The 22,631-nt window shown below is 71.5% G+C and carries 14 protein-coding genes; 6 read left to right on the top strand and 8 right to left on the bottom strand.

Annotated features, from left to right (window positions below; genetic code table 11):
• Positions 1 to 149 precede the first annotated feature (149 nt).
• Positions 150 to 794 carry a hypothetical protein gene (locus NAEX_RS47460; protein WP_143140867.1) on the top strand — a complete coding sequence of 215 codons (645 nt, stop codon included), beginning with the start codon at positions 150 to 152 and terminating at the stop codon, positions 792 to 794.
• Positions 795 to 1,106: 312 nt separating this feature from the next.
• On the opposite strand, the gene NAEX_RS07670 is transcribed toward NAEX_RS47460, so the two are convergent.
• The 4 genes from NAEX_RS07670 to NAEX_RS07655 form a co-directional block, all read right to left on the bottom strand.
• Complete coding sequence (locus NAEX_RS07670; RefSeq protein ID WP_096326861.1) at positions 1,107 to 2,606, bottom strand: sensor histidine kinase; 1,500 nt, start codon at positions 2,604 to 2,606, stop codon at positions 1,107 to 1,109.
• Positions 2,603 to 3,016, bottom strand: a complete 414-nt coding sequence (locus NAEX_RS07665; RefSeq protein ID WP_096326860.1) for a response regulator — start codon at positions 3,014 to 3,016, stop codon at positions 2,603 to 2,605. Before NAEX_RS07665 ends, NAEX_RS07670 begins: the two co-directional genes overlap by 4 nt.
• Positions 3,017 to 3,102: 86 nt before the next feature.
• Positions 3,103 to 6,465, bottom strand: coding sequence for an ATP-binding protein (locus tag NAEX_RS07660; protein ID WP_096326859.1), 3,363 nt, complete (start codon positions 6,463 to 6,465; stop codon positions 3,103 to 3,105).
• Positions 6,466 to 6,924: 459 nt separating this feature from the next.
• Positions 6,925 to 8,424: an FAD-dependent monooxygenase gene (locus NAEX_RS07655; protein WP_420814163.1), complete on the bottom strand. Its 1,500-nt coding sequence runs from the start codon at positions 8,422 to 8,424 to the stop codon at positions 6,925 to 6,927.
• A 76-nt stretch (positions 8,425 to 8,500) separates the two neighbouring features.
• Here NAEX_RS07655 and NAEX_RS07650 point away from each other — a divergent pair, with 76 nt between their 5' ends.
• On the top strand, positions 8,501 to 9,184 hold the full coding sequence (locus tag NAEX_RS07650; RefSeq protein WP_096326857.1) for a TetR/AcrR family transcriptional regulator C-terminal domain-containing protein: 684 nt from the start codon (positions 8,501 to 8,503) through the stop codon (positions 9,182 to 9,184).
• A 121-nt stretch (positions 9,185 to 9,305) separates the two neighbouring features.
• Here the strand turns inward: NAEX_RS07650 and NAEX_RS07645 are convergent, their stop codons facing one another.
• Entirely contained in the window at positions 9,306 to 11,639 is a 2,334-nt protein-coding gene (locus tag NAEX_RS07645) for a TonB-dependent receptor (protein ID WP_170135538.1), read from the bottom strand.
• Entirely contained in the window at positions 11,636 to 11,887 is a 252-nt protein-coding gene (locus NAEX_RS47455; RefSeq protein WP_143140866.1) for a hypothetical protein, read from the bottom strand. The genes NAEX_RS07645 and NAEX_RS47455 overlap by 4 nt, the downstream gene beginning before the upstream one ends.
• 242 nt (positions 11,888 to 12,129) lie before the next feature.
• Here NAEX_RS47455 and NAEX_RS07640 point away from each other — a divergent pair, with 242 nt between their 5' ends.
• Positions 12,130 to 12,699, top strand: coding sequence for a hypothetical protein (locus tag NAEX_RS07640; protein ID WP_143140865.1), 570 nt, complete (start codon positions 12,130 to 12,132; stop codon positions 12,697 to 12,699).
• Positions 12,700 to 13,254: 555 nt separating this feature from the next.
• Here NAEX_RS07640 and NAEX_RS07635 read toward each other — a convergent pair.
• Positions 13,255 to 14,940 carry an RCC1 domain-containing protein gene (locus tag NAEX_RS07635; RefSeq protein ID WP_096326854.1) on the bottom strand — a complete coding sequence of 562 codons (1,686 nt, stop codon included), beginning with the start codon at positions 14,938 to 14,940 and terminating at the stop codon, positions 13,255 to 13,257.
• An 854-nt stretch (positions 14,941 to 15,794) separates the two neighbouring features.
• On the opposite strand from NAEX_RS07635, the gene NAEX_RS07630 reads away from it, so the two are divergent.
• Positions 15,795 to 16,223, top strand: coding sequence for a protein kinase domain-containing protein (locus tag NAEX_RS07630; RefSeq protein WP_338042613.1), 429 nt, complete (start codon positions 15,795 to 15,797; stop codon positions 16,221 to 16,223).
• 128 nt (positions 16,224 to 16,351) lie between these two features.
• Here the strand turns inward: NAEX_RS07630 and NAEX_RS07625 are convergent, their stop codons facing one another.
• Entirely contained in the window at positions 16,352 to 17,845 is a 1,494-nt protein-coding gene (locus NAEX_RS07625; protein WP_096326852.1) for a M23 family metallopeptidase, read from the bottom strand.
• Positions 17,846 to 18,884: 1,039 nt separating this feature from the next.
• Between NAEX_RS07625 and NAEX_RS07620 the strand changes: the two genes are divergently transcribed.
• Both NAEX_RS07620 and NAEX_RS07615 read left to right on the top strand, forming a co-directional pair.
• On the top strand, positions 18,885 to 19,886 hold the full coding sequence (locus NAEX_RS07620) for a vWA domain-containing protein (RefSeq protein WP_096326851.1): 1,002 nt from the start codon (positions 18,885 to 18,887) through the stop codon (positions 19,884 to 19,886).
• Positions 19,887 to 20,144: 258 nt separating this feature from the next.
• Positions 20,145 to 22,613 (top strand): heavy metal translocating P-type ATPase, encoded by a 2,469-nt coding sequence (locus NAEX_RS07615; protein WP_096326850.1) that lies wholly within the window; start codon positions 20,145 to 20,147, stop codon positions 22,611 to 22,613.
• The last annotated feature ends 18 nt before the right edge of the window (positions 22,614 to 22,631 follow it).

Raw genomic sequence — 22,631 nt, 5'->3', positions numbered from 1 at the left:
AGGGCCCGATAATTGGGTGAGACGGTCGAGCTCCTCGCTGCGTCCTGGCGGTGAGAGAGCCTGACCGTGTCCGACGCCATGGCTCGTCCATCACCTCATTACCCCCGAACCGCGCTCCAGCGGAGAGCCCAGGGGATCTGCAGCCCATCATGTCGAGACAATTCCTCCTTCTCCCCTCCGTCCTCGCCGCCGTTGCCCTGACCGTGGCCGGCTGCTCCCAACCGACCTCGGAGTCGAGCAGCTCCAAGGCCGAAGCGACCCCGAAAGCGAGCGGCTCCACCGCCGAATCGACCCCGAAACCAAGCAGCCCCACCGTCGAATCGAGCCCGGAACCCAGCAGCTCCGTCGTCTTCGAAGTCACCCCGGACCATCCGACCGTAAAGCTGGATCCCGCATCCGTGCAGCTTTCGGGAGCGCCGGTCGTGACGTTCTACAAGGACGCGGCGGGGTACGACTACGCCATCTGGCTCCACAATGGGCCGGCGGGCGCGAAGCTCACGTGTGCCAACTACGCGGAGGAGATCGACAAGAGCCCCGTCTCCGTCATCGTCTCCGGCAAGAGCCCCGCGGTCGCGAAGGACCTGAAGACGCTCACGGACACCCGGGGCGAGATCCACGTCACGAAGCCCGGGCAGCCGTTCGTCCGGAGCGGCGGCATGCGAGGGTTCGTCGTGACGTTCACCAAGACGAGCGACGCGGCGATGTCGGGCACCGTCGCTCTCCCCGAGGCGAGCGCCGCGGCGAAGAGCCTCACCGGCGAGTTCAACAACGCCATCGTCTGCGAAGAGAAGTAGCACCGACGCCAGGGGCTCGCGCGAGCCCCATTCTCGATCGCCCGCGGCGTCCGGGGCCGGGCTCCGGGGTCGCGGCGATCGACGCGTGCATGAAGAGCGCGAACAAGAAGACCCGGGGGCCCATCGAGGGCGGCCCGAGCCGAGCCGGTCCACGGGGTCGAGCGCAAGCCCTTGACCGAGCACCGATTCGAGCCGTCGCGCGAGACGACGGGCGCCGCGAGCCAGGGTTCATGGGCGCGGACGGCTTTCGGGCGACCGCAAGGGGCCACGGCAGCCGTGGCGGCGGCGATCGTCCGCCGTCGTCGTCGGACCCTAAAGACGCGGCAGGTCGATGTGAAAGGTCGTCCCTTCGCCCACGGCCGAGTGTACAGCCACGTTTCCGCCGTGCGCGTCGACGATCTCACGGACGATGAACAGGCCGAGGCCGATGCTGCGCTCGCGATCGTGGCGCTGTTCGCCGCGGCGGAACGGTTGGAACAGCGACGGGATCGACTCCGGCGGGATGGGTGGACCCTCGTTGTGCACGAGCACCTGCGCACGCGCCCCGCGGCCGACGCTGCGGACGGTGACCGGCGCGCCGGAAAGTCCGTAGCTGAGCGCGTTGTGGACGAGGTTGCCGACCGCCTGGGCGAGCCGATCGGGATCCCACCGGCCTTCGCCGTCGCCCTCCGGCTGGTGGAGGATGACGCGGTCGGGATGGTTGAGCGCCATCTCTTCGACGACCTGCCGGCACACCTCGTGGATCTCGACCGGCCGGGGATCGATCGGGAGCCGTCCGCTCGCGCGCACCTGCGTAAAGTCGAGCAGGTCGCGGATCAGCCGGGTCGCGCGCTCACCGCTGCGGACGATCCGCTGCACGACGTCGGCGAGCGGCGAGTCGGGCGGCAGGCTCTCGGCCAGCAGCCAGGCGCCGGTCAGCATCGCCGACAGCGGGTTGCGCAGGTCGTGGCTGACGATCCCGATCAGCTGTTGCTCGAACTCCGCCTGCCGCCGCTGCTCGGTGACGTCGCGCGCCGTGGCGACCAGCCGCTCCGGCTTGCCGCTGGCGGCGAGCACCGGCGAGACGATGACGTCCCACCACATCGACGCGCCGTCGAGCGCCGGGCCCAGCCCGACGACCCGACCGACCTTGCCGGCTCGCGCCGTGGCGAGCGCCTCGGCGACCTCCTGGCGGTGAGCGCTGCTCCACAGGTCGACCCAGGGACGGCCGCGGAGCTGACCGGGCTCGGCGGCGCCGAGCATGCGCAGCCCGCCGGGGCTGATCGACAGCATGCGCCCCTCGAGGTCGAGCACGACGATGCCGTCGTGGCTCGACTCGAGGATCCGCCGGCTGAACTCCTCGCTCGCGCGCAGGGCCTCCTGCGCCGCGCGGGTCGCCAGCTCCGACGCGCGCAGGCGGAGCGCGTGGCGGATGCTCTGCCCGAGCCGCTGAGGCGTCAGCGCGCCCTTGGCGATGTAGTCGACGGCCCCGTTCTTCATCAGCTCGACCGCCAGCGCGGTGTCCTCGTGCCCGGTGAGCACGATCGCCGGCACGAACACGTCGAGCTCGCGCAGCCCGCGGAGCACGACCAGCCCGTCGTGACGCGGGAACTGATAGTCGAGCAGCACGACCTCGACCGGCGACCGGCGCACGCGCGCGAGCGCGGCGATCGGGTCGTCCTCCTCGAGCAGCGTGACCTCGAGGCCGGACCTGGCCAGGCACCGACGGACCAGCTCGCGGTCGACCTCGTCGTCGTCGATCACCAGCACGCGCGCCGGCTCGCCGGGAGGCGGGCTCGAAACAGACTCCAGCTCGGGGTGAGGCTTGTTCACGGCATCTCGACCAGGGTCCAGTACTTGTTGAGCGTCGCCATCAGGTCGACGAAGTTGCCGAACGTGACCGGCTTGAGCAGGTAGCCGGCGACGTTGAGCTTGAACGCGTCGATCTTGTCGCGCTCCTCGTTCGAGGTCGTCAGCACGACGACCGAAGTGGTCTGCAGCGCCGGGTCGGCGCGGACGGCCCGCAAGAACTCGATGCCGTTCATCTTCGGCATGTTGATGTCGAGCAGCACCAGCCGGCGCGGCCCCAGCGAGCCGTCGCGCAGCTTCTCGAGCGCCTCGAAACCGTTGTGGGCGACGTGGATCGGGTTGGTCAGCCGGTTGCGCAGGAAGGCGCGCTTGACGGTCAGGACGTCGACCTCGTCGTCATCGACCAGAAGGATTTGCAGCTCGCGGTTGTCCATCAGGGCTCGTTTCGTGGCGCGCGTCGGGAGGATGAAGAGCCAGCTTCGGCGTGACCGGCGAGGAAAGCAAGCCGCGCCAGGTCCGCTCAGCCGGGGCGCTTGGGCCAGCGCACGAAGAACGTCGCGCCTGCGCCGGGTTGCGACTCGAGGGCGACGCTGCCACCCCGGCTCTCGACGATCTTTTTGACGACCGACAGTCCGATTCCCGTGCCCTCGACCTTGTCGCGGGACTCGAGCGTCTGGAACAGGCCCCAGACCCTCTCGTGGAATTCCGGCGCGATCCCCGGCCCATCGTCGCGGACCGAGAACTCGTAGAGCTGGCCCGCGTCGCGGCACGAGACGGTGATCCGGACATCGTCGCGGTGCGCGTGCTTGAGGGCGTTGCTGATCAGGTTCTGGAACACCTGCTGGAACGGGACGCGCTCGGCGGTCAGCGTCGGCATGTCCGGGGCGATCGTGATCCGCGCCGAGGGCGGCGGGGACAGCAGCTCGACCACCTCGGCCAGCAGCTGGCCGGTGTCGAAGGTGGTCGCGTCGACGCGGACGCGGCCGGCGCGCGAATAGTGGAGGATCCCGTCGATCAGCGTCTCGAGGCGGATCACGCGCCTGCGCAGCAGGTGCATGTACGACTGCGACTCCTCGTCGAGCTTGTCGACGAGCGCCTCCTCGATCCACTGCGACAGGCTGGCGATCCCCCGCAGCGGCGCCTTGAGGTCGTGGGAGGCGACGTAGGCGAACTGGTCGAGCTCCTTGTTCGAGATCGCCAGCTCCTCGGAGAGCCGCTCGACGCGTTGACGCGCGAGCACCTGCTCGGTGACCTCGAAGGCGACGACCATGGCGCCGGTGACCGCGTCGCTCGGGTCGCGGATCGGCTGCGCGACGTAGTTGAAGTAGGCGTCCCGGATGACGCCGTGGCGCATGATCGGGACGTTGAGCTCGAACACGTGGACGGGCTCGCCGGTCGCCAGCACGGTGTCGAGCGACGCGATCACGGCGTGCTCGCCGATCTCCGGGAACGCCTCGCGCACGGTCTTGCCGACCAGCTCCGGGCGCCCGAGCATCTCGCAGTACGGCGGGTTGGCGACCTCGTAGCGGTGCTCCGGGCCGACGAACACGGCGATCGGCACGGGCGCCTGCATGAACAGGTCGTACAGCTTCTCCCGCTCGCGCTCCGCGGCCGCGCGCAGGCGGGCGATCTGCAGGTGAGTGGCGACGCGGGCGACCAGCTCGCGCGCGGAGAACGGCTTGACGAGGTAGTCGTCGGCGCCGGCCTCGAGCCCCTCGACGCGCGACTCCTCGCCCGCGCGCGCCGACAGCATCAGCACCGGGACCCGCCGCGTGCGCGGGTCCTCGCGCAGCGCGCGGAGCAGGCCGAAGCCGTCGAGGTTCGGCATCATGACGTCGGTCAAGACGAGGTCGGGCGGGCGCTCCAGCGCCGTCGCGAGCGCGACGGCGCCGTCGGGGACGGCGTCGACGACCCACCGCTGCTGCAGCACGCGGCCGACGTAGTCGCGCATGTCGGCGTTGTCGTCGGCGAGCAGGATCCGCGCCGGCGGTCCGGCGTCGAGCGCCGGGTCGGACGCCGGCACCAGCGCGTCCGCGGCGAGGTCGTCGTCGCCTTGCTGCGGGCCGGCGAGCCAGCGCAGCGCCTCCTGCACGTACGGGGCCGCGCCGGTCGCCGACGATACCTGGGTGCGGCGGGCGTTGACCCGTTCGGCGGGCAGGTGCGCGTGGCCGCGAGGGATCGCGACCGTGAACGTCGTGCCGACGCCGACCTCGCTGGTGACGTGGATCGTCCCGCCGTGCAGGCGCACGAGCTCGTGGACCAGCGCGAGCCCGATCCCCGAGCCCTCGTGGGTCCGGGAGCGCGCGCCCTGGACCCGATGAAAGCGCCGGAACAGGTGCGGCAGCTCGTGCTCCGGGATGCCGGTGCCGGTGTCCCGGACGGTCAGCTCGACCTGGTCGCCGTACAGGCGCAGCGCGACCGCGATGGTGCCCTCGAACGTGAACTTGAGCGCGTTCGACAGCAGGTTGAGCACGATCTTCTCCCACATGTCGTGGTCGACGTGGATCGGCTCGGAGAGCGGCGGGCAGTCGACCGCAAAGACGAGCCCGGCGCGCTCGATGGCCGAGCGGAACGCGCTCGCCAGGTCGGTCGTCAGCGCCGACAGGTCGGTCGGCTCGTACGACGCCTGGATCCGGCCGGCCTCGATGCGCGAGAAGTCGAGCAGCACGTTGACGAGCTTGAGCAGGCGGACGGCGTTGCGGTACGCGGTGTCGAGGTCGGCGCCCTCGAGCCGGCGCTTCGCCGACGAGAGCGCGTCCTCGAGCGGGCCGAGCATCAGCGTCAGCGGGGTGCGGAACTCGTGGCTGACGTTGCTGAAGAAGATCGTCTTGGCGCGATCGAGCTCGGCGAGGGCCTCGGCCCGCCGCCGCTCCTCCTCGTACGCCTGCGCGTTGGCGATGCTGGCCGCGAGCTGCCCGGCGGCCAGCTGCAGGAACCCGCGGTAGTTGTCGTCGAGCTTGCGGAACGGGTTGAGCCCGACGATCAGGACCCCGGCGCGTCCCGTGTCGCCCGACGGGGCGATCGGCAGCGCGACCGCGTGCGTCGGCGGCCGCGGCCAGGCCCCGGTCGGGATGTCCCCAAGGACAGGCGGTAGCTCGATGACGCGCTCGTGCCCGCGGAGCGCCTCCGCGAACGGCCACACGGAGTCTTCGAGCGTCGACGCGACCTCCGGCGCGCCGGCGTGGCCGCGCGGGAGCCCGGCTGTCCCCGCCAGTTGCACGCGGCGCCGGTCGGCGTCGGCGATGTAGATCAGCGCGAACGGCAGGTCCTTCGGGTTGGTCTGCAGCGACGCCGCCCCGCGGGCGCACACCTCCTCCCACGTGCGCGCGTCGGCCGTGCGGGCCGCGAGCTCGCGCAGCAGCGCGAGCTGGCGCTCGCCGATGATCCGCTGCGTGTCGTCCGTGTTGGCGCAGATGATCCCGCCGGTCCCGCCCTGGTCGTTCGGCACCGGGCTGTATGAAAACGTGTAGTACGTCTCCTCCTGGTAGCCGTAGCGCTCCATGATCAGCAGCAGCGCCTCGTCGTAGGTGCCCTCGTTGAGGCGCATTGCCGACGCGGCGCGCGGCCCGACCTGATCCCAGATCTCGCGCCACACCACGGAGGCGGGCTGTCCGAGCGCCTCCGGGTGCTTGCCGCCGACGATCGATTTGTAGGCGTCGTTGTACAGGTTGATCAGCTCGTCGCCCCACCACACGAACATCGGCTGGAGCGAGGTCAGAATGATGCGTACGCAGGTCTTGAGGCTCTGCGGCCAGGCGTCGACCGGGCCGAGCGGCGTCGACGCCCAGTCGATCTCCCGCATGCGCGCGCCCATCTCGCCGCCGCCGGCGAGCACGTGCGACCTGCCCGAGCGGCCGGCGGAGGTATCCGAATCGGGGACCATCGATCTTCGATACCTCACCGAAGTCCGACTGAGAAGGACCCGCGTCAATCAACGCACGGAGCCGAGGTACGCCCCGGAATCACAATCCTTGCGGAGACTCACCGGACAATGATTATTTTGACCACGCCCTCGAGATCGCCGCCTCGATGCGAGCGGTATGGGCCTTCTGCGCGCAATTTCCGCCGTCGCTCCGGGCGCGCGACGGAGGCACGGGCGACAAATAGAACGGAACGCGGCCGCCCGAGATGGCAACCGAGCTCGGCTGCCGCTCAAGCTGTCATGTGCAAACGGCAGGCGACTTGAGGACCCCGTCGCCGTCTGCAGAAGCACTGCATCGATCTCGCCCGCAGCGAACAGACCGGCCGGCTCGAGCTGCCGACGTGGCCGCAGGCGTACCTCGACGACGACGAGTCCGACCAGGACCGCACGCCGGCGACGTCGAAGGGCCGCCGCCCCGTCTCACTCGAAGCTGGGCGGGAGAGGACCGCGGGTCGCGGCCGGCCCGCACCAGCGCGGCAGGACGGCGCCCAGGGACGACGCGTCGTCCCCGGCCCACGCGACGTGACCGTCCGGGCGGAGCAAGAGCCGCGTGACCCCCTCGAGCTCGTCCGGATCCGCAGCGAAGGTCGCGGCGACGAGCTCGACCCGATCGCGCCACGGCGCCCAGGCTTCGCGCAGCTCGAGGTCGCCGGCGCGACCGAGCAGAACGAAGCGGCCTGCGTGCAGCGAGGGGTAGAGGCGCTGCGGGCCGCGCTCGGTGGCCAGGTCGAGGTCGGGCACGCGTCGGCCGACCAGCGGGTGCGTCCCGGCTGCGTCGGGATAGGCCACGTCGATCGCGCTGATCAGGCCCGCGAGCTTGCGCTGGACCGCCGGAAAGGCGAGGAGCTCGTCGAACAGCTCGCGCAGGGCCAGGCCCTCGGGCGAGACGTCCATGAGCTTGCCCTGCGCGGTGGTGTTCCGCGCGAGCGCCTCGCCGACCGGGCGGCGCTCGTCGTGGTAGCTGTCGAGCAGCCAGGGCGGCGCCCAGCCGCGGACCGCGGCCGCGAGCTTCCAGCCGAGGTTGGTCGCGTCCTGCAGGCCGACGTTGAGCCCCTGGCCGCCTGCGGGGAAGTGCATGTGCGCCGCGTCGCCGGCGAGGAACACCCGGCCGACGCGATAGCGCTCGGCGAGCCGGGTCGCGTCGCCGAAGCGCGACAGCCAGCGCGGGGCGTGCATCCCGAGGTCGGCGCCGAAGATCCGCGTCACCGAGCCGCGCAGCTCGTCGAGCGTGACCGGCTCCGCGAGGGGGACCTGCGCCCGCGTCGGATCGATCACGACGATCCGATGCGCGCCGTCGCCGAGGGGGACCAGCAGCAGGAGGCCGTGCGCGTTCGTCCGCGAGACCGGGCGCGCGGGTGGATCGGCCAGGACGACGTCGCCGAGGATCGCCGTGCGGGTGGTCGCGCTGCCGGGGAAGTCGACGCCGACCGCCCGCCGCACGGCGCTGCCGGCCCCGTCGCAGCCGACGGCGTAACGCGCCCGCACCTCGAGCTCGCCGCCGGGCCCCTGGACGCGCAAGGCGACGGCGTCGTCGGTCTGCGCGAGGTCGACGAGCGCGTGCTCGCGGGCGATCTCGACGCCGAGCTCGCGCGCCCGCGCCTCGAGCAGCTCCTCGGTGTGCACTTGCGGGAGAAAGAGCGTGTAGGGGTGCGGGGTCGGCAGGCGCGAGAAGTCGAGCCGCGTGTCGAGCACGGCGAAGTGGGCGCTGGGGATCGGGGCCCCTCGGCGCACGAATCGGTCGACGATCCCCCGCTGGTCGAGGAGCTCGAGGCTCCGCGGGTGAAGGGTGAGCGCGCGCGACTGCTCCGTCCGTCGCGCCCGCCGCTCGAATACGCGCACCCGCACGCCCGCCAGCGCCAGTTCCGCCGCCAGCATCAGGCCCACCGGGCCCGCGCCCACGACGGCGACCTCGATCTCCATGCTCATGAGGACCTCCTCGTCGAGTCAAAACTCGAACACTGTTAGAGTTCTCTAACAGTGTTAGAAAGTCAAGCGCATGCTGCGACGCGAGCAGGTAGTGGAGGCGGCCCTGCGGCTGCTGGACGAGGTCGGGCTCGACGGCCTGACGATGCGGCGGCTCGCCGAGAAGCTGAACGTGAAGGCGGCGACGCTCTACTGGCACGTCAAGAACAAGCAGGAGCTGCTCGAGGCGATGGCGGAGGCGATGCTGGCCGACTGCGGCGCGAGCCCGCCCGAAGCCGCTCCAGGGCTCGCCCAGGCGATCGAGCTCGCGGGCAAGCTGCGGGCGGCGTTGCTGGCCCGCCGCGACGGGGCGCGGGTGTTCGGGGGCACCTACGTCGCGCAGCCGAACACGCTGCGGGTCTCCGAGCGGCTGCTCGGAGCGCTACGCGAGGCGGGCTTGCCGCTGCGGGCGGTCGCCTGGGGCGCCTGGACGATCACGTACTACGTGATCGGCTTCACCCTCGAGGAGCAGGCGCTGCGGACGACGACGGGCGCCGGGCCGCAGCGGCTGCGGGCGGCGCTCGACCCGACGCGCTTCCCTCAGCTCGCTGCCGCGTTCTCGCACCTGATCGACGGCGACCTCGAGGCGCGCTTCGACTACGGGCTGCGGCTGATCACCGCAGGATTGCGGGCGGAACTGCCGACAGAGGCCGAGCCGGTGCGTCCGGCGGACCCGCAGGCGACCGGCCGTCGAGCGCGACGCCGGCCCGCGCGCTAGGAGCAACCGGGCCGCACGCCGCGCCTCGTCGGGCGCCGCGGACTTGGGGCGAAAGGCGACACACCCACCAGTTCCCGCGGTCTCGCTCGCGGGTGAAGCAGATCCATGCGAGCGCGAGCGGTCAGAAGCTGATCTTCAGGCCGAGCACCGGCAAGATCGGGAGGCCGACGACCGCACGAGTGCTGGCGTAGGTGCTCGTGTAGAGCACGCCCTCGGCGTTCTGGCGGTTGTACACGTTCATCACGTCGAGGTAGGCGGCGACGATGCAGCGGTGCAAGATCCACGTGCGATCGACGCGCAGGTCGAGCTGGTGGAACACCGGCATGCGGTCGCTGTTGGTCGCGCCCGTGAGCGGCGCCACGAAGCCGTCCGCTCCCTCCACGCCGCCGGTGAAGGGCGTGTAGGGCAGCCCGGTGACGAGGCGGAAGCGAGCCGCGATTGACCAGCGGCGCGGGAGCTTGTAGCCGACCAGCATGACGAGGTTGTGCCGCTGGTCGAAGTCGGCGGGCGTGCGGACGACCCGAGTGGCGAAGGTGGCGCTGGCGGTCGAATGCATCCACGTGTACGCGAGCCAGCCGTAGAGCCGTGCGGTGAGGTCGTGGCGCAGCATGACCTCGACGCCGTGGGTGACCGAGCCGCTGGCGAGCACCTGAGGCCCGGACACCGAAGGATCGAAGGGGGCGGGGACAGGGTCGCGTGAAAGGGGCGGGATGTTGTCGCGGATCCGACGATAAAAGAGGGTAGCCTCGAGGTCGAGCGAATCGGTGAGGTCGAGGTGGAGGTTGGCGCTGTACTGGGTGGCTCGCATGGCGCCGAGGCGGCCGGTGGGCTCGAACTCGAGCTGCGGATCGAGGAACCGCGTCGCCCCGGGGAGGATGAGCTGCGGGTAGAAAACGGTGTTGGTCGGGGAGCCCTCCCAGCTCGACACCAGGCCGGCGGACACCAGGGAGCGGTTCAGGCTCGGCTGCGAGTAGAGGCCGGTGGCCAGCTGGATCCGCACGCGCGGGTGCGGCGTGTAGCGCAGCAGCACGCGCGGGTCGAACGCGAGCGCGTGGTTCTCGGCGCCGGTGAAGGCGTTGAGGCGCGCGCCGGCGATGATCGCAAAGCGGCCGACGTCGAGCTGCGAGGACAGGTACAAACCGGTGGTGGTCAAGAGGCCGCGGCCGGAGTCGTCCACCGGCGGCTCCATGTACGGGAAATAGCGGAGGCGCGTGGTGTAGCGATCGACCTGGGTGTCGAGGCCGAGGGTGATGTGGAGCGGCTTCACCGGGCGCACGCTGGCCTCGGCGCGCAGGAGGCCGACGACGTCGCCGCGGCGGCGGTGATACGAGCCGCTCTGGAGGATGGTGCGATCGAAACGCACGGCCGGCGCGAGCAGGAAGTCCCAGCGGCCGAGGCGCTTGCGATAGGCGAGGTCGACGCGGTGGAAGCCGTTCTGCATCGACAGGAAGAACCCGCCCTGTAAGCCCGGGATATTGAAGGTGTCATGGGCGCCGAGCAGGCGGGCGGTGATGGTGGCGCCCCGGCCGGCCGGGTGGTCGATGATGAGTTGATAATCGTGGTAGCGCGGGGCGAGGAAATCGTCGGCGACGACGTCGTCGGGCAGGGCCTTGAGGGCCAGGTCGAGGTAGCCGCGCTGGGCGGCCAACAGCACCGAGCCGCCCTTGCCGAACGGGCCCTCGACCAGGGCGCCGACCGAGGTGATGTCGAGCTTGGCGTGGCCGTGCACGCCGTCGCGCCGGCCGACGCGCGGGGTGAGGTGCACGAGGCCGCCGACGGCGTTGCCGTAGTGGGCGGAGAAGTTGCCGGGCACGTACTCGAGGTTCTGCAGGACGCCAGGCTGGACGACGCTGGCGAGGCCGGGGATGTGGAAGGCGCGCGGCAGCGGGTGCTCGCCGAAGAACACCTGCGACTGATTGGGGGCGGCGCCGCGGAGAATGAGCAGACCGAGGCCGCCCGGGACACGGGCGACGCCGGGCAAATTTTGTAGGGCGCGCAATGGGTCGCCCTGGCTGCCGGGGAGGTTGCCGATCTCCTCGGGCGAGAGCCGGGTGCTGGTCGCGCTCGGGCGGGTGACGCGCTCCTGCTGGACGATCGTGCGATAGTCGCCGTTGCCGACGGGTTGCAGGTAGATCACCGGCGGCTTGCGGCGGCGCCAGAAGCTCGCGGGGGTCGGTTGCTCGAGTCGATGGTGACCGGCGGCGACGATGACGAGGTTGAAGTCCTGGCTGGGGAGGTCCTCGAGGGCGAACCGCCCGTCGGGCCCGGAGACGGCCGAGCGCTGCCACTGGAGGCCGCGGCGCGCGGTGGCGATGACGCGCGCGCCAGCGACGGGGGTGCGCTCGCCGGCGCTGCGGAGCTGACCCTGCGCGACGGCGCGGCCGGGGCGCTCCACGGCTGCGGGCGCCGCGAGCGGGGCGGTGACGGCGAGGTGGGCGAGGAGGCCGAGGATCATCGGTCGGAGCCGTCGGCGACGAAGCGCAGCTCGGCGAAGTCGAATCCGCCACGTCCGTCCCTGACGTCGACGTAAAGCGTGGTCGGCACGACGTCGTGCGGGACGGTCCATTGCAAATCGGCGTGCCAGGGGGCGACCTCCCCCTCGTAACCGTCGATCGGGGCGCTGAACCAGCCGCGCCACTGGAGCGACTCCTTGCGCAGCGACGGCTCGCCCGACCAGGGTTTGCCCTCCTCGCCGTTGACCATGATGTAATACGATTGCGCGGAGCCGGCGGCGAAGATCGGCTCGACGGTGATTCGTTCGCCGCGACGTACCGGGACCTCGGCGCCGACGTCGGCGACGAGCTCGATGCGCGTGCCGCCGCGCTCGCGGGTGACGGCGAACGCGGTGATCTCGGGGTTGGTGTCGACCTCCTGCTCGCGGATCTCCCGCGGGAGCGCGGGCGCGTCGCCGAACGGGAGGGCGGCCCAGCTCGGGCGAAGTACACGTGCGTCCTGCTGAACAGGCAGGATTCGGACGGCGGGACCGGTCGCGTGCTCAGGCGTTCGAGGCAGGACGCGGGCGCGAGGTCCGGCTGCCGGCTGCCGATGACGATGAGCGGGAGGAGGTACGGGATGTCGCCGCCGGCCGAGAAGGCCCCCGCGAGCCCGGCGCGGAGCTGCCAGCCCTCGCCGAGACGACAGGTCTCGGGGGGCGAGAGCGGGAGCGGCACGGGGCAGTCTTTCAGCGCCACGAAGTCGAGCTGGACGATGGCGTTGTTGACGGCGGAGTCGATGCAATTGTTGTCGCAGACGAGCCAGATCGGCGGCGGCAGCTCGCCCTCCGGGGCGGTGACGTGCCAAGTGAACTCGACGGTGTCGAGCGGCAGCAGGGTCGCGCGGCGCTTGCCCGCGGGGACGTTGAGCAGCGACGCATAGCCGCCGGGCTCGACGACCTCGACCTTGACGCCGCGGAAGCGGGCGTCGGTGACGACCCATTCGGGCTCGACGGGGATACAGGCGCCCACAAGGCATGGCGACACGCACGGCAGGACGCCGATGAGGACCCGGAGGCCTGAAGGTCGCATGCGACCGTCACGGTAGCGCACGCGACCGGATGAGGCCAGTGCGCGCGTACGTTCGGGACGCATCACGAGCGCGAGCGTCGGGTGCGGACGCGTGGGCTCATGCGTGCCGCGCGGCTGACGCTCGGGGCATGTCCGATTGGACAGCCTCGGCGATCAGCCCAGGCAGATGCCGAGGGCGTCGGCGCCGGGGTTGTGATCGGGTGGAGTCAGTGGGAGGACCGCTCCGTGCATCTGCCGTCGACTGCTTCCTCCCGATGCGCGGCCTCGGCGACGGCACCGTCCGTGCGACAGGAGGTTCGGGTCGCCGCTCGCGGGCTCGTAGAGCACGAGGGATTCGCCTTCCTCGACCGCGATGTAGGCCTCAAGACGTTGACGGACACCAAGACGGTCACGCCGCCGCTGGTACAGTGACGGTGCTGCGCGCGATGTCCTGCTCCGTCGTCGAGCCCGTGCTGACGGAGGTCGAGACGAGCGGCCGCGACGGGGCGAGCGGAGGGGGATTGAGGAGATGTCCTAACGAACATGTGTTCTCCCTTCACGGACGAATCAGGGCAGACTGACCAGAAGGGGCACCGCGCTGTTGGTGGCGTTGCCGGAGTCGCCCTTGCCGAGCTGGCCGAACGAGTTGAGGCCCCAGGCCCAGACGCCGCCGTTCTCGTCGAGGATCACGGTGTGCGCGAAGCCGGCGGCGATCGCCCGCACGGGGGGCAGGCCGGGGACCAGGGTCGGCGCGGGGCGGTCGGCGTCGTCGCCGAGGCCGAGCTGGCCGGAGAAGTTCTGCCCCCAGGCCCACAGCGCGGCGTCGCCGGCGAGCGCGAGCGAGAGGTTGCCGGAGGCGGCGGCGGTCAGGACGTCGGCGAACTCCGGCACGGCGACCGGCAGCAATTCGTTGTCGGCGTTCAAGCCGTCGCCGAGCTGACCGGAGACGTTGAGGCCGCAGGCGGCCAGGCCGCCCAGCGGGGCGACGGCGAGGGTGTGCGCCTTGCCGGCGGCGACCGCCGCGGCGTCGACCATCGAGATGGCCTTCGGGACAGGTGAGTCGAGGGTCATGCCGTCGCCGAGCTGGCCGTCGGCGTTGTTGCCCCACGCCCACACCGCGCCGCTGCCGTCGACGGCGAGCGAGTAGGTGCCGCCGGCGGCGACGGCGACGATGTCCTCGAGGCCAGGTACGACCGCGGGCAGCGAGTCGCCGTCGCGGCCGAGCTGGCCGGCGTTGTTCAGGCCGAACGACCACACCTGGCCGTCCTCGGTGAGCGCGAGGCTGTGGCGCTGGCCGGCGGCGACGAGCACGACCTCGGGCAGGTCGAGGGCCACCGGGGTCGAGACGTCGGCGCCGGGCGGCTGGCCGAGCTGGCCCTCGTCGTTGCGGCCCCAGACCTTGACCGCGCCGCTCTCGGTGACGGCCAGCGAGTGGTTGAGGTTGGCCGACAGCGAGACGGCGTCGTCGAGGTCCAGCATCGCCGCGGGCTCGAGCCGATCGACGAGGTCGCCGACGCCGAGCTGGCCCTCGTTGTTGCGGCCGAAGCCCCAGGCCGCGCCGCCGGTGAGCGCGAGCGAGTGGGCGCCGCCTGCCGCGACGGGCACGCCGACGTGGACGTGCCGCACGCTGCTGCCGCTGTTGTCGGCGGCGTCGCGGGCGATCAGCTCGACGGTGTTCCAGCCGCGCCGCAGGCGGAGGTCGGCGCTGAACTCGAGGACAGGTCCGGGGACGACGGGCAGGGCGACCGGAGCCTCGCCGTTGACCACGAGGTCGACGGCGACGACCTCGACGTCGTCGGTGGCCTCGCCGGTGACGACGAGCCGCCGGCTGGCGAGGTGGACGTTGTCGAAGGGCCGCGCGAGGACGACGACAGGCGCGGTGTCGTCGACGGCGCCGGTGGTCGTGGTGGTGCTCGTCGTGGTGTCGCCGGTGGTGGTGTCGCCAGGGGTGGTGCTCGTGGTGTCGCCGGTGGTGTCGAGCGTGGTGGTGCTGCTGGTGGTGCCGGTGGTGACGTCGACGGTGGTCGAGGTGACCGGCTCGGTGGTGCCGGTCTCGCCCTCGGTGAGGCCGGTGCCGGTCGTCGTCGTGGTCGTCGGCGCCGCGGTCGGGTCGTCGTCGGTGGTGGTGCCGGTGCTGCCGGTGGTGGTGGTGGTGTCGGCGGTGTCGCTCGCGCTGGTGGCCCCGTCGTCGCCGCAGGCGGCGTGCGAGAGGACAGCGGTGAGGAGGATGGAGGTCGAACGACGAGCGATCATGAGGTGCCTCGGGCGCGACGCGTGCGCGGTCTCGCGTCGCCGTTTGCTGATAACAGTTTTCAAAAACTTGGGTCAACACGCCGCGGATGCCCCATGCGGGCCTGAGGGCGTGAGGTAGGATCAACTTTGGCTTTCAAATTCAAAACCGGACGGGTGGCCGGGTCAGATGGCTCCCGATGGAGATGACGTTACGAACCTGTCCTTATCAGCATGTCTGAATCAGGTACCTGAAGCATCACAGCATGGGTCGCGCTCGTCTCGACGGAGCGGCTCGCAGCACAGGCATCGCTGCCTCGGCTGCGCGGAAGCTCCGGGTCGTCTGGCATTCAGGCACGCGTGCGCTCGCCTCAGCGGGTCGGTCGCATCGCCAGAGCCACGCCGTGGAACGAGGCTTCGTCCCTGCAGAGGCGGGCAAAGAGCAGCTCGCTCGAGCCATCGGCTCACGCGCTCCCTGTTTTTTCTTCATCGACTTCGTTTCCCACCGCGGCCTCGACGAATCTCGTTTCCAGGCGCTGCTTGCCGAATAGGCTGTCGCGACCGTCCACTCCTGGTCGTTGGATCGTCGGTCTTGTCGCCTCTCGACCGATGGGGCTCAAAAGTGCCCTTCGCAGGCAGAAGCGCGGGAGACCAGCGCCGTCAGCCCTGCGCGGACATTCACGTGGGTGATGCGCCAGGTGGCGCCGTTGGATGCGCGGCAGTGAACGCGGAGGGGGTTGGGAACGCGTTTTTAAATGGGCACGACGGGGCCGAACTGAAGATGTATGCAGACCACCTTCTGCGCGCTCCCATGACTCGAGCGGCAACTTCTGCTGCTGCTGCACATGGGATAGGCGGCAGAGGACGTAACTACGCGCATTCGGTCACGGGTTCTGTTTCGCGCCGCGACCTCCGCTGGCGAAAGTCGGCGAGAAGGTGTAGGAAGGCTCGAAGGTGCAGCCCCAGGGTCGCCAGGATCCCTTGCCTGGGACCGTGCTGGGGGATGTTACCGACTCGATGACGTGCTCGGCCACGGCGGGATGGGCAGCGTGTACGTTGCCAAGGATACGCTGCTGGGACAACGTCATGCGCTCAAGGTGCTGAGCCCGGAATTGGCGCGTGATCGATCGTTTGTCGAGCGCTTCCTTCGAGAGGCACAGATGATTGCGCAGCTGCAGCACCCGAACTTCGTCGATATCCACATCCTCGGTGAGGATCTCTCGGGCATCGTCTTCTTTACGATGGAGCTGCTCGAAGGCGAAGACAAGCTCTTGACCGGGCGCCTGCCGGCGCGGGCGGGTCGCTGAAACTCTCCCGAGAGCGGTCGAAACCGGCGGGTCTTTTCGGACAGGATTCGGCGGAATTGGGGCCCGTGTGGCCCGTTGCGTTCCCGGGGCCGAGCGGCTTCACGCGGCGTGGCCCCGGCCCCGGCGAGTCACCGGGCGCGGCGACGGCGGGTGCCCATCAGGAGCACGAGGGCGCCGAGCCAGGCGGTCGAGCCCGATGAATTGCTGGCGCAGCCGCAGCCCTCGTCGCTGCCGAAGCCGGGCGGCAGACCGGCGCTGGCGGGGCCCTCCGGGCCGCTGCTGCTCGAGTCGGTGCCGGGGCCCGGGCCCGTGTCGCCGTCGGTGTGGCTGGTGGTCGGCTCGCCGGCGCTGTCACTTTCGCCGGCGGTGCCGGCCGGGGCCGGATCGAGGTCGACGTCGAGCAGCCAGATCGCGTCGCCGTCGCCCTTGACGAGGGTGGGACGCGGGCGCAGCGGCGGGGCCTCCTGCAGCGCGAGCAGCTCGGCGGCCGGCCACACGGCGGCGGTGTCGAGCTGCAGGTGCCAGGCCTCGGCGACCGCGAGGTCGGGGACGTGGCGCCGCCGCTGCAGGTCGGCGCCGTCGAGCAGCCAGACCTCGGGGCTGCCGTCGTCGGCGCGCACCAGGGTCGGCGCGGCCGGGATGTCGATGCCGAGCTCGAACACGTCGACCTGGGCGTCGCTCAGCGTGACCATGTCGGCGAAGGTCGAGAACTGCCAGGCGCCGAGGACGTCGACGCTGGCCACGCGCCGCCGCACGCCGGTGAGCCGCGGCGGCGGGCACTGGAGGGTCCGCGGGCTCGAGCCGAGCTCGGGGTTGTTGCCGCCCTGGGTGTCGATGCCGTAGGCGTGGACGGCGTGCGGCTGGCCGTCCTGCACGCTCAGCGGGGTGGGCATGCGGAAGCCGTGCTGGCACGAGCCGATCGCCATGCACAGGTCGTCGCGGTGGACGTCGGCGTCGATGGCGACGCCGACGGCGTTGGGGTCGCCCGCGGGGCCGTCGAAGTAGAGGTGGGTGGGGATGACCGAGTCGGGCGCGGTCGGGTCCTGCGACCAGCCGACGATGTGCTCGCAGCCCGTCTCGTCGAGGTAGCCGATCGGGGCGAGGTTGCACTCGAGCCGCTCGATGATGTAGGCGTACGGGTCGACGGTGGTGCCCTGAAACACGCCGTTGACGGCGGGCGCCATGGTGAGGTGAAGATGCGCGCCCTGCGAGCAACTGCCGGTGTTGCCGACCTGGCCGACCTGCTGGCCCTTCGTGACCGGGGTGCCGACGCCCAGCGGCGAGGCGGCGACCATGTGGCTGTAGCCGGAGAACATGCCGTCGGCGTGCTGGACGACGACGACGTTGCCGAGGCACCCGGACCATTGATTGAGGGCGACGACGCCGTCGGCGACCGCGGGGATCGGGGTGCCGGAGGCCTGCGGAAAGTCGACGCCGCGGTGCGGACTGGTGCGGCCGCAGCAGGTGCTGCCCCAGCCGTCGGCGAGGTTGGGGTTGGGGAACGGGAGCTGATAACACACCGCGGCGTGGGCGGCGGCTGCGGGCGCTGCCACCAATGCGACGGCGGCCAGGCGGGCGAGGACCTGCAGCGGCTTGCAAGACGATCCGTGTCGAGCGGGCATGCGAGCAGCCTGACGGAGGCCGCCGCGGCCCGTCAAGCGATCTTGGCCGTGCGAGCGCGAGGGCCGAATGATCGGGGAGACGCCCAGCGGTGATCGCAGACACGGCCCGCCCCGGGCGCGGGTGCGTGGGCGTCCATGGGGGCCGGGCGGTTTCGCCCGTGGGGAGACGCGACCTCTTCGGGGGCTCGCGTGGACGAGGCGGCGAGCGAGGCCGCGGGGACGAAGCCGCTTCCGGTGCGCGATGCCCAGGGCGCGAGGAAGACGGCTCGGCGGCAGCCGTACGGGGCGAGCTGTTCTGCTCGATCGAAGTCGGGCCGGATGCAAGCAGCCGAAGACCAATCTGCCGCTGGCAAATGCGAGCGCCCGACCTGTTCCATCGGCAACGAATAGATGATGGTCGTTCTGGCGTCGAGAGCATTGCGGCGGGGGCAGGCCGCGAGCGAGGGATGTCCGGCGCTGATCGAACTGCCACGACGATTGCCGGGCGCGGAGGGAGCGTCGATGCGTCGCGCGCGGCGCGCTGAAGGCGGGCCGCCCGCTCGCGACCGCGCTTGCCCGAACTCCTCGGGCATCGCCGGACTCGGCCGCGCGATAAACGCGCGGAAGCAGGTCAGCGAGCGGCGAAAGTTGCGCAGTCGGCTTCACGAGCGCCGGAGGGATCTGGATTCAAAGTGAGTTTGCGCTGGTTTTGTGCCCAGAAACTGGCCCTGCATGCGAAGACTGCGAAGCGCGGCGCGCGGGCCGCCGCGGCGGACGGGCCGCTGGGCCGGCGCCGTCGCGTGGCTTCGATGTGGGACATGGCGAAATGAACATGTCTCTCGAGGCATGCGACCATTCGGCGTGAGGCGCGGTCATGCGTCGGCGTCGAGACCGCGGCGTTGACCGCCGGCGTGGGCAGAGCGGATTGTGGAGATTGGAGGTGGGTCTGATGAATCTCGGCAATCGGCAATTCATCCGTCGTGCGGCTCTGGCGGTCCCGGTGTGCGTGGGTCTTTTCGGCGCAGGCTGCGGCGACGACGGGGGGCGAGATTCGGCGTCGGTGGGCGCCTCGCTCGGAGCGGTGACCACGGTGTCGCCAGGGACCTCACCGGAGGCGTCGTCGTCGACGACGACCGGGGAGGGGCCCGACGCGGCGCCCACGACCTCGGACGGCACGAGCACGGGCGCCGGCGGGGACACCGGCGCGACCGAGGAGGCGCCGCCCGGGGGCGAGGCGCCGTCCGATTCGGGGCCGAAGTTCGACCTCGGCGATTCGCCGGACCCGGTCGACCCGGGGGCGCAGGAGGCCAAGCCGTGCGTCAAGATCGACCTGCTGTTCGTGGTCGACAATTCGAGCAGCATGAAGCAGGAGCAGGTCAACCTGGTGGCCAGCTTCCCCACGTTCGTCAGCGAGATCCAGCAGGAGCTCGCGGACGCCGAGAGCCTGCACATCGGCGTGGTCTCGACCGACGATTACGAGCACAACGAGCCGGCCTGCGCCGACACGCTCGGCGCCCTAGTGACCCAGACGACCGGGGCCGAGGGCGCCAGCGACGCGGTGTGCGGGCCGTTCGTGAGCGGCCACCGCTTCATGACGGAGGCCGACGACCTGCCGACGAGCTTCACCTGCGCGGCCCAGGTCGGGATCGACGGCAGCGGCGACGAGATGCCGATCGACGCGGCGCTGGCGGCCCTGGGCCCCGATCTGGCGGCCCCCGGCGGGTGTAACGAGCAGTTCGTGCGCGAGGACGCGCTGCTGGTGCTGGTGATCATCACCGACGAGGAAGAAGAGGGCTCGGCCGGCGACCCGCCGCAATGGTTCAATGCGCTCACGGCGCTCAAGGGCGGGGTCGAGAGCAACATCGTGGTGCTGTCGCTGATCGGCCCGAAGAACCCGGCCTGCATGGACGCGGCGGAGATCGGCGAGCGCTTGACCGAATTCACCGAGATGTTCACCTACGGCAGCGTCGGCCAGATCTGCGCCGCGAACTATCAGATGTTCTTCCACGAGGCGATCGCGGGCATCGCCGAGGCCTGCGACGGCTTCATGCCGCCGGGCTGAGGGGCGCCGAGTCGTCCCGGCCGAAGCCGGCATGTCCCTCGGGACATGTACGAGCAAATTCGGTCACTCGCGGCCCTGCTGCCGCGCGGCAGGCGCGGTTCGTCCGCCCCCGGGCGGCGCACCGGCGCTCGCCCCGCAAAGCGGCGCGGGGCCGCAGACGACGCGGTCGGGGCGGCGGCGAGGCGGCCGCTCGCGCGGCGCGAGCGACGCGGGCCGGGGGGTGTAATGCACCGCAGGGGGCTGCGTCCGCTCGCTACCATGACCACGCATCACCACCACCCGGCCCCGACGGTCGACCCCGTGTGCGGCATGACGGTCGACCCGGCGACGGCCAGGGGCGGCCACCACGCCCACGCGGGACGGACCTACTATTTCTGCAATCCTCGCTGTCGGGAGAAATTCGCGGCGGCGCCCGAATCGTTCCTCGCGCCGCGGCCCGCGGCGCCCGCGATCGACCCCGTGTGCGGCATGACGGTCGACCCGGCGGCGGCCAGAGGCGGCCACCACGCCCACGCGGGACGGACTTACTATTTCTGCAATCCTCGCTGTCGGGAGAAATTCGCGGCGGCGCCCGAATCGTTCCTCGCGCCGCGGCCGGCGCCCGCCGAGGTCCCCGGCGGCGAATACACCTGCCCGATGCACCCCGAGGTCGTGCAGGTCGGGCCGGGGACGTGCCCGATCTGCGGCATGGCGCTCGAGCCGAAAGTGCCGAGCCTCGAAGAGGGGGAAAACCCCGAGCTCGTCGACTTCGAGCGGCGGTTCGCCTGGACGCTGCCGGCCAGCCTGGCGGTGCTGGTGCTGGCGATGTCGGACATCATCCCCGGCCAGCCGGTGCAGCGCGCGCTCGGGCCGGCGCTGGCGTGGATCGAGCTGGTGCTGGCGGCGCCGGTGGTGCTGTGGGCCGGCTGGCCGCTGCTGGCCCGCGGGGCGGCGTCGCTGCGCTCGCGTCACCTCAACATGTTCACGCTGATCATGCTCGGGGTGGCGGCGGCCTTCGTGTACAGCGTGGTGATGACGATCGCGCCGGTGCCGGGGCCGCACACGGCCGGGCACGGGGGGGCGCCGGCGGTCTACTACGAGGCCGCGAGCGTGATCGTCAGCCTCGTGCTGCTGGGGCAGATCTGGGAGCTGCGGGCCCGCCAGCGCACCGGCGAAGCCGTGCGCGCGCTGCTCGGGCTGGCGCCGCGGTACGCCCGCCGCGTCGAGCCGGACGGGCGCGAGGTCGACGTGCCGATCGCGGAGGTCGCGGTCGGCGACCACCTGCGCATTCGGCCAGGTGAGCGCATTCCCGTCGACGGGGCGGTGGTCGACGGCAAGAGCGCGGTCGACGAGTCGATGCTGACGGGCGAGCCGTTGCCGGCGGCGAAGCACGCGGGCGACCCCGTGGTCGGCGGCACGCTCAACGGCCAGGGCACGCTCGTGATGCGGGCGGAGAAGGTCGGCAGCGCGACGGTGCTGGCCCAGATCGTGCGCATGGTCGGAGAGGCGCAGCGCAGCCGGGCGCCGAGCCAGCGGCTGGCCGATCGCGTGTCGGCGGTGTTCGTGCCGGCGGTGATGCTGATCGCGGCGCTCACCTTCGTGAGCTGGTGGTGGGTGGGGCCGGAGCCGCGATTGCCGATGGCGCTGATGAACGCGGTGGCGGTGCTGATCATCGCCTGTCCGTGCGCGCTCGGGTTGGCGACGCCGATGTCGGTGATGGTGGCGACCGGGCGCGGGGCCGCGGCGGGCGTGCTGGTGCGCGACGCGGCGGCGCTCGAGACGCTGGCGCGGGTCGACACGCTGGTGTTCGACAAGACGGGCACGCTCACCGAGGGGAGGCCGCAATTGCGGGTCGTCGAGCCGCTCGGGGCGCTGGGGGCCGACGAGCTGCTGCGCCTGGCGGCCAGCGCGGAGCAGGGCAGCGAGCACCCGCTGGCGGCGGCGGTCGTGGCGGCGGCGCGCGAGCGCGGCTTGCCGCTGGCGGCGGTGCGAGAGTTCCGCGCGGAGGCGGGGCGCGGCGTGGTCGGGGTGGTCGAGGGTCGCAGCGTCGCCCTCGGCAACGCCGAGCTGGTGCGCGCGCTGGGGCTCGACGCAGCGAGCGTGACGAGCCGCGCCGGCGCCCACCGCGAGCGCGGCGCGACGGTGATGTTCGTGGTCGTCGACGGCGCGCTCGCGGGCCTGCTCGGCGTCGCCGACCCGGTGCGTCCCGGCGCGGACGAGACGCTGGGGCGCCTGCGCGGGCAGGGGCTGCGCCTGGTGATGCTGACGGGCGATCATCGCGCGACGGCCGAGGCGGTGGCGCGCGGGCTCGGGATCGACGAGGTCGCGGCCGATTGCTCGCCGGCCGACAAGGCGGCGTTCGTGGCCCGCCTGCAGCGCGAGGGCCGGCGGGTGGCGATGGCCGGCGACGGGGTCAACGACGCGCCGGCGCTGGCCCGGGCGGACGTCGGGATCGCCATGGGCAGCGGCACCGACGTGGCGATCGCCAGCGCCGGCATCACCCTGTTGCACGGCGACCTCCGCGGGGTCGCCCGGGCGCGGACCCTCGGCGTGCAGACGCTCGCGAACATCCGCCAGAACCTGGCGTTCGCGTTCTTCTACAACCTGGTCGGCGTGCCGATCGCCGCGGGCGTGCTGTACCCGGTCTTCGGCCTGCTCCTGAGTCCGATGCTCGCCAGCGCCGCGATGAGCCTCAGCTCGGTGTCGGTCGTCGGCAACGCCCTGCGCATGCGGCACAAACCCCTGTGACGGCGGCGGCGGCGCGGG

It is taken from the genome of Nannocystis exedens, assembly GCF_002343915.1.
Classification (GTDB): domain Bacteria; phylum Myxococcota_A; class Polyangia; order Nannocystales; family Nannocystaceae; genus Nannocystis; species Nannocystis exedens.
The sequence above is the reverse complement of the archived record's forward strand: the minus strand, read 5'-3'. Positions and strand labels throughout refer to the sequence as shown.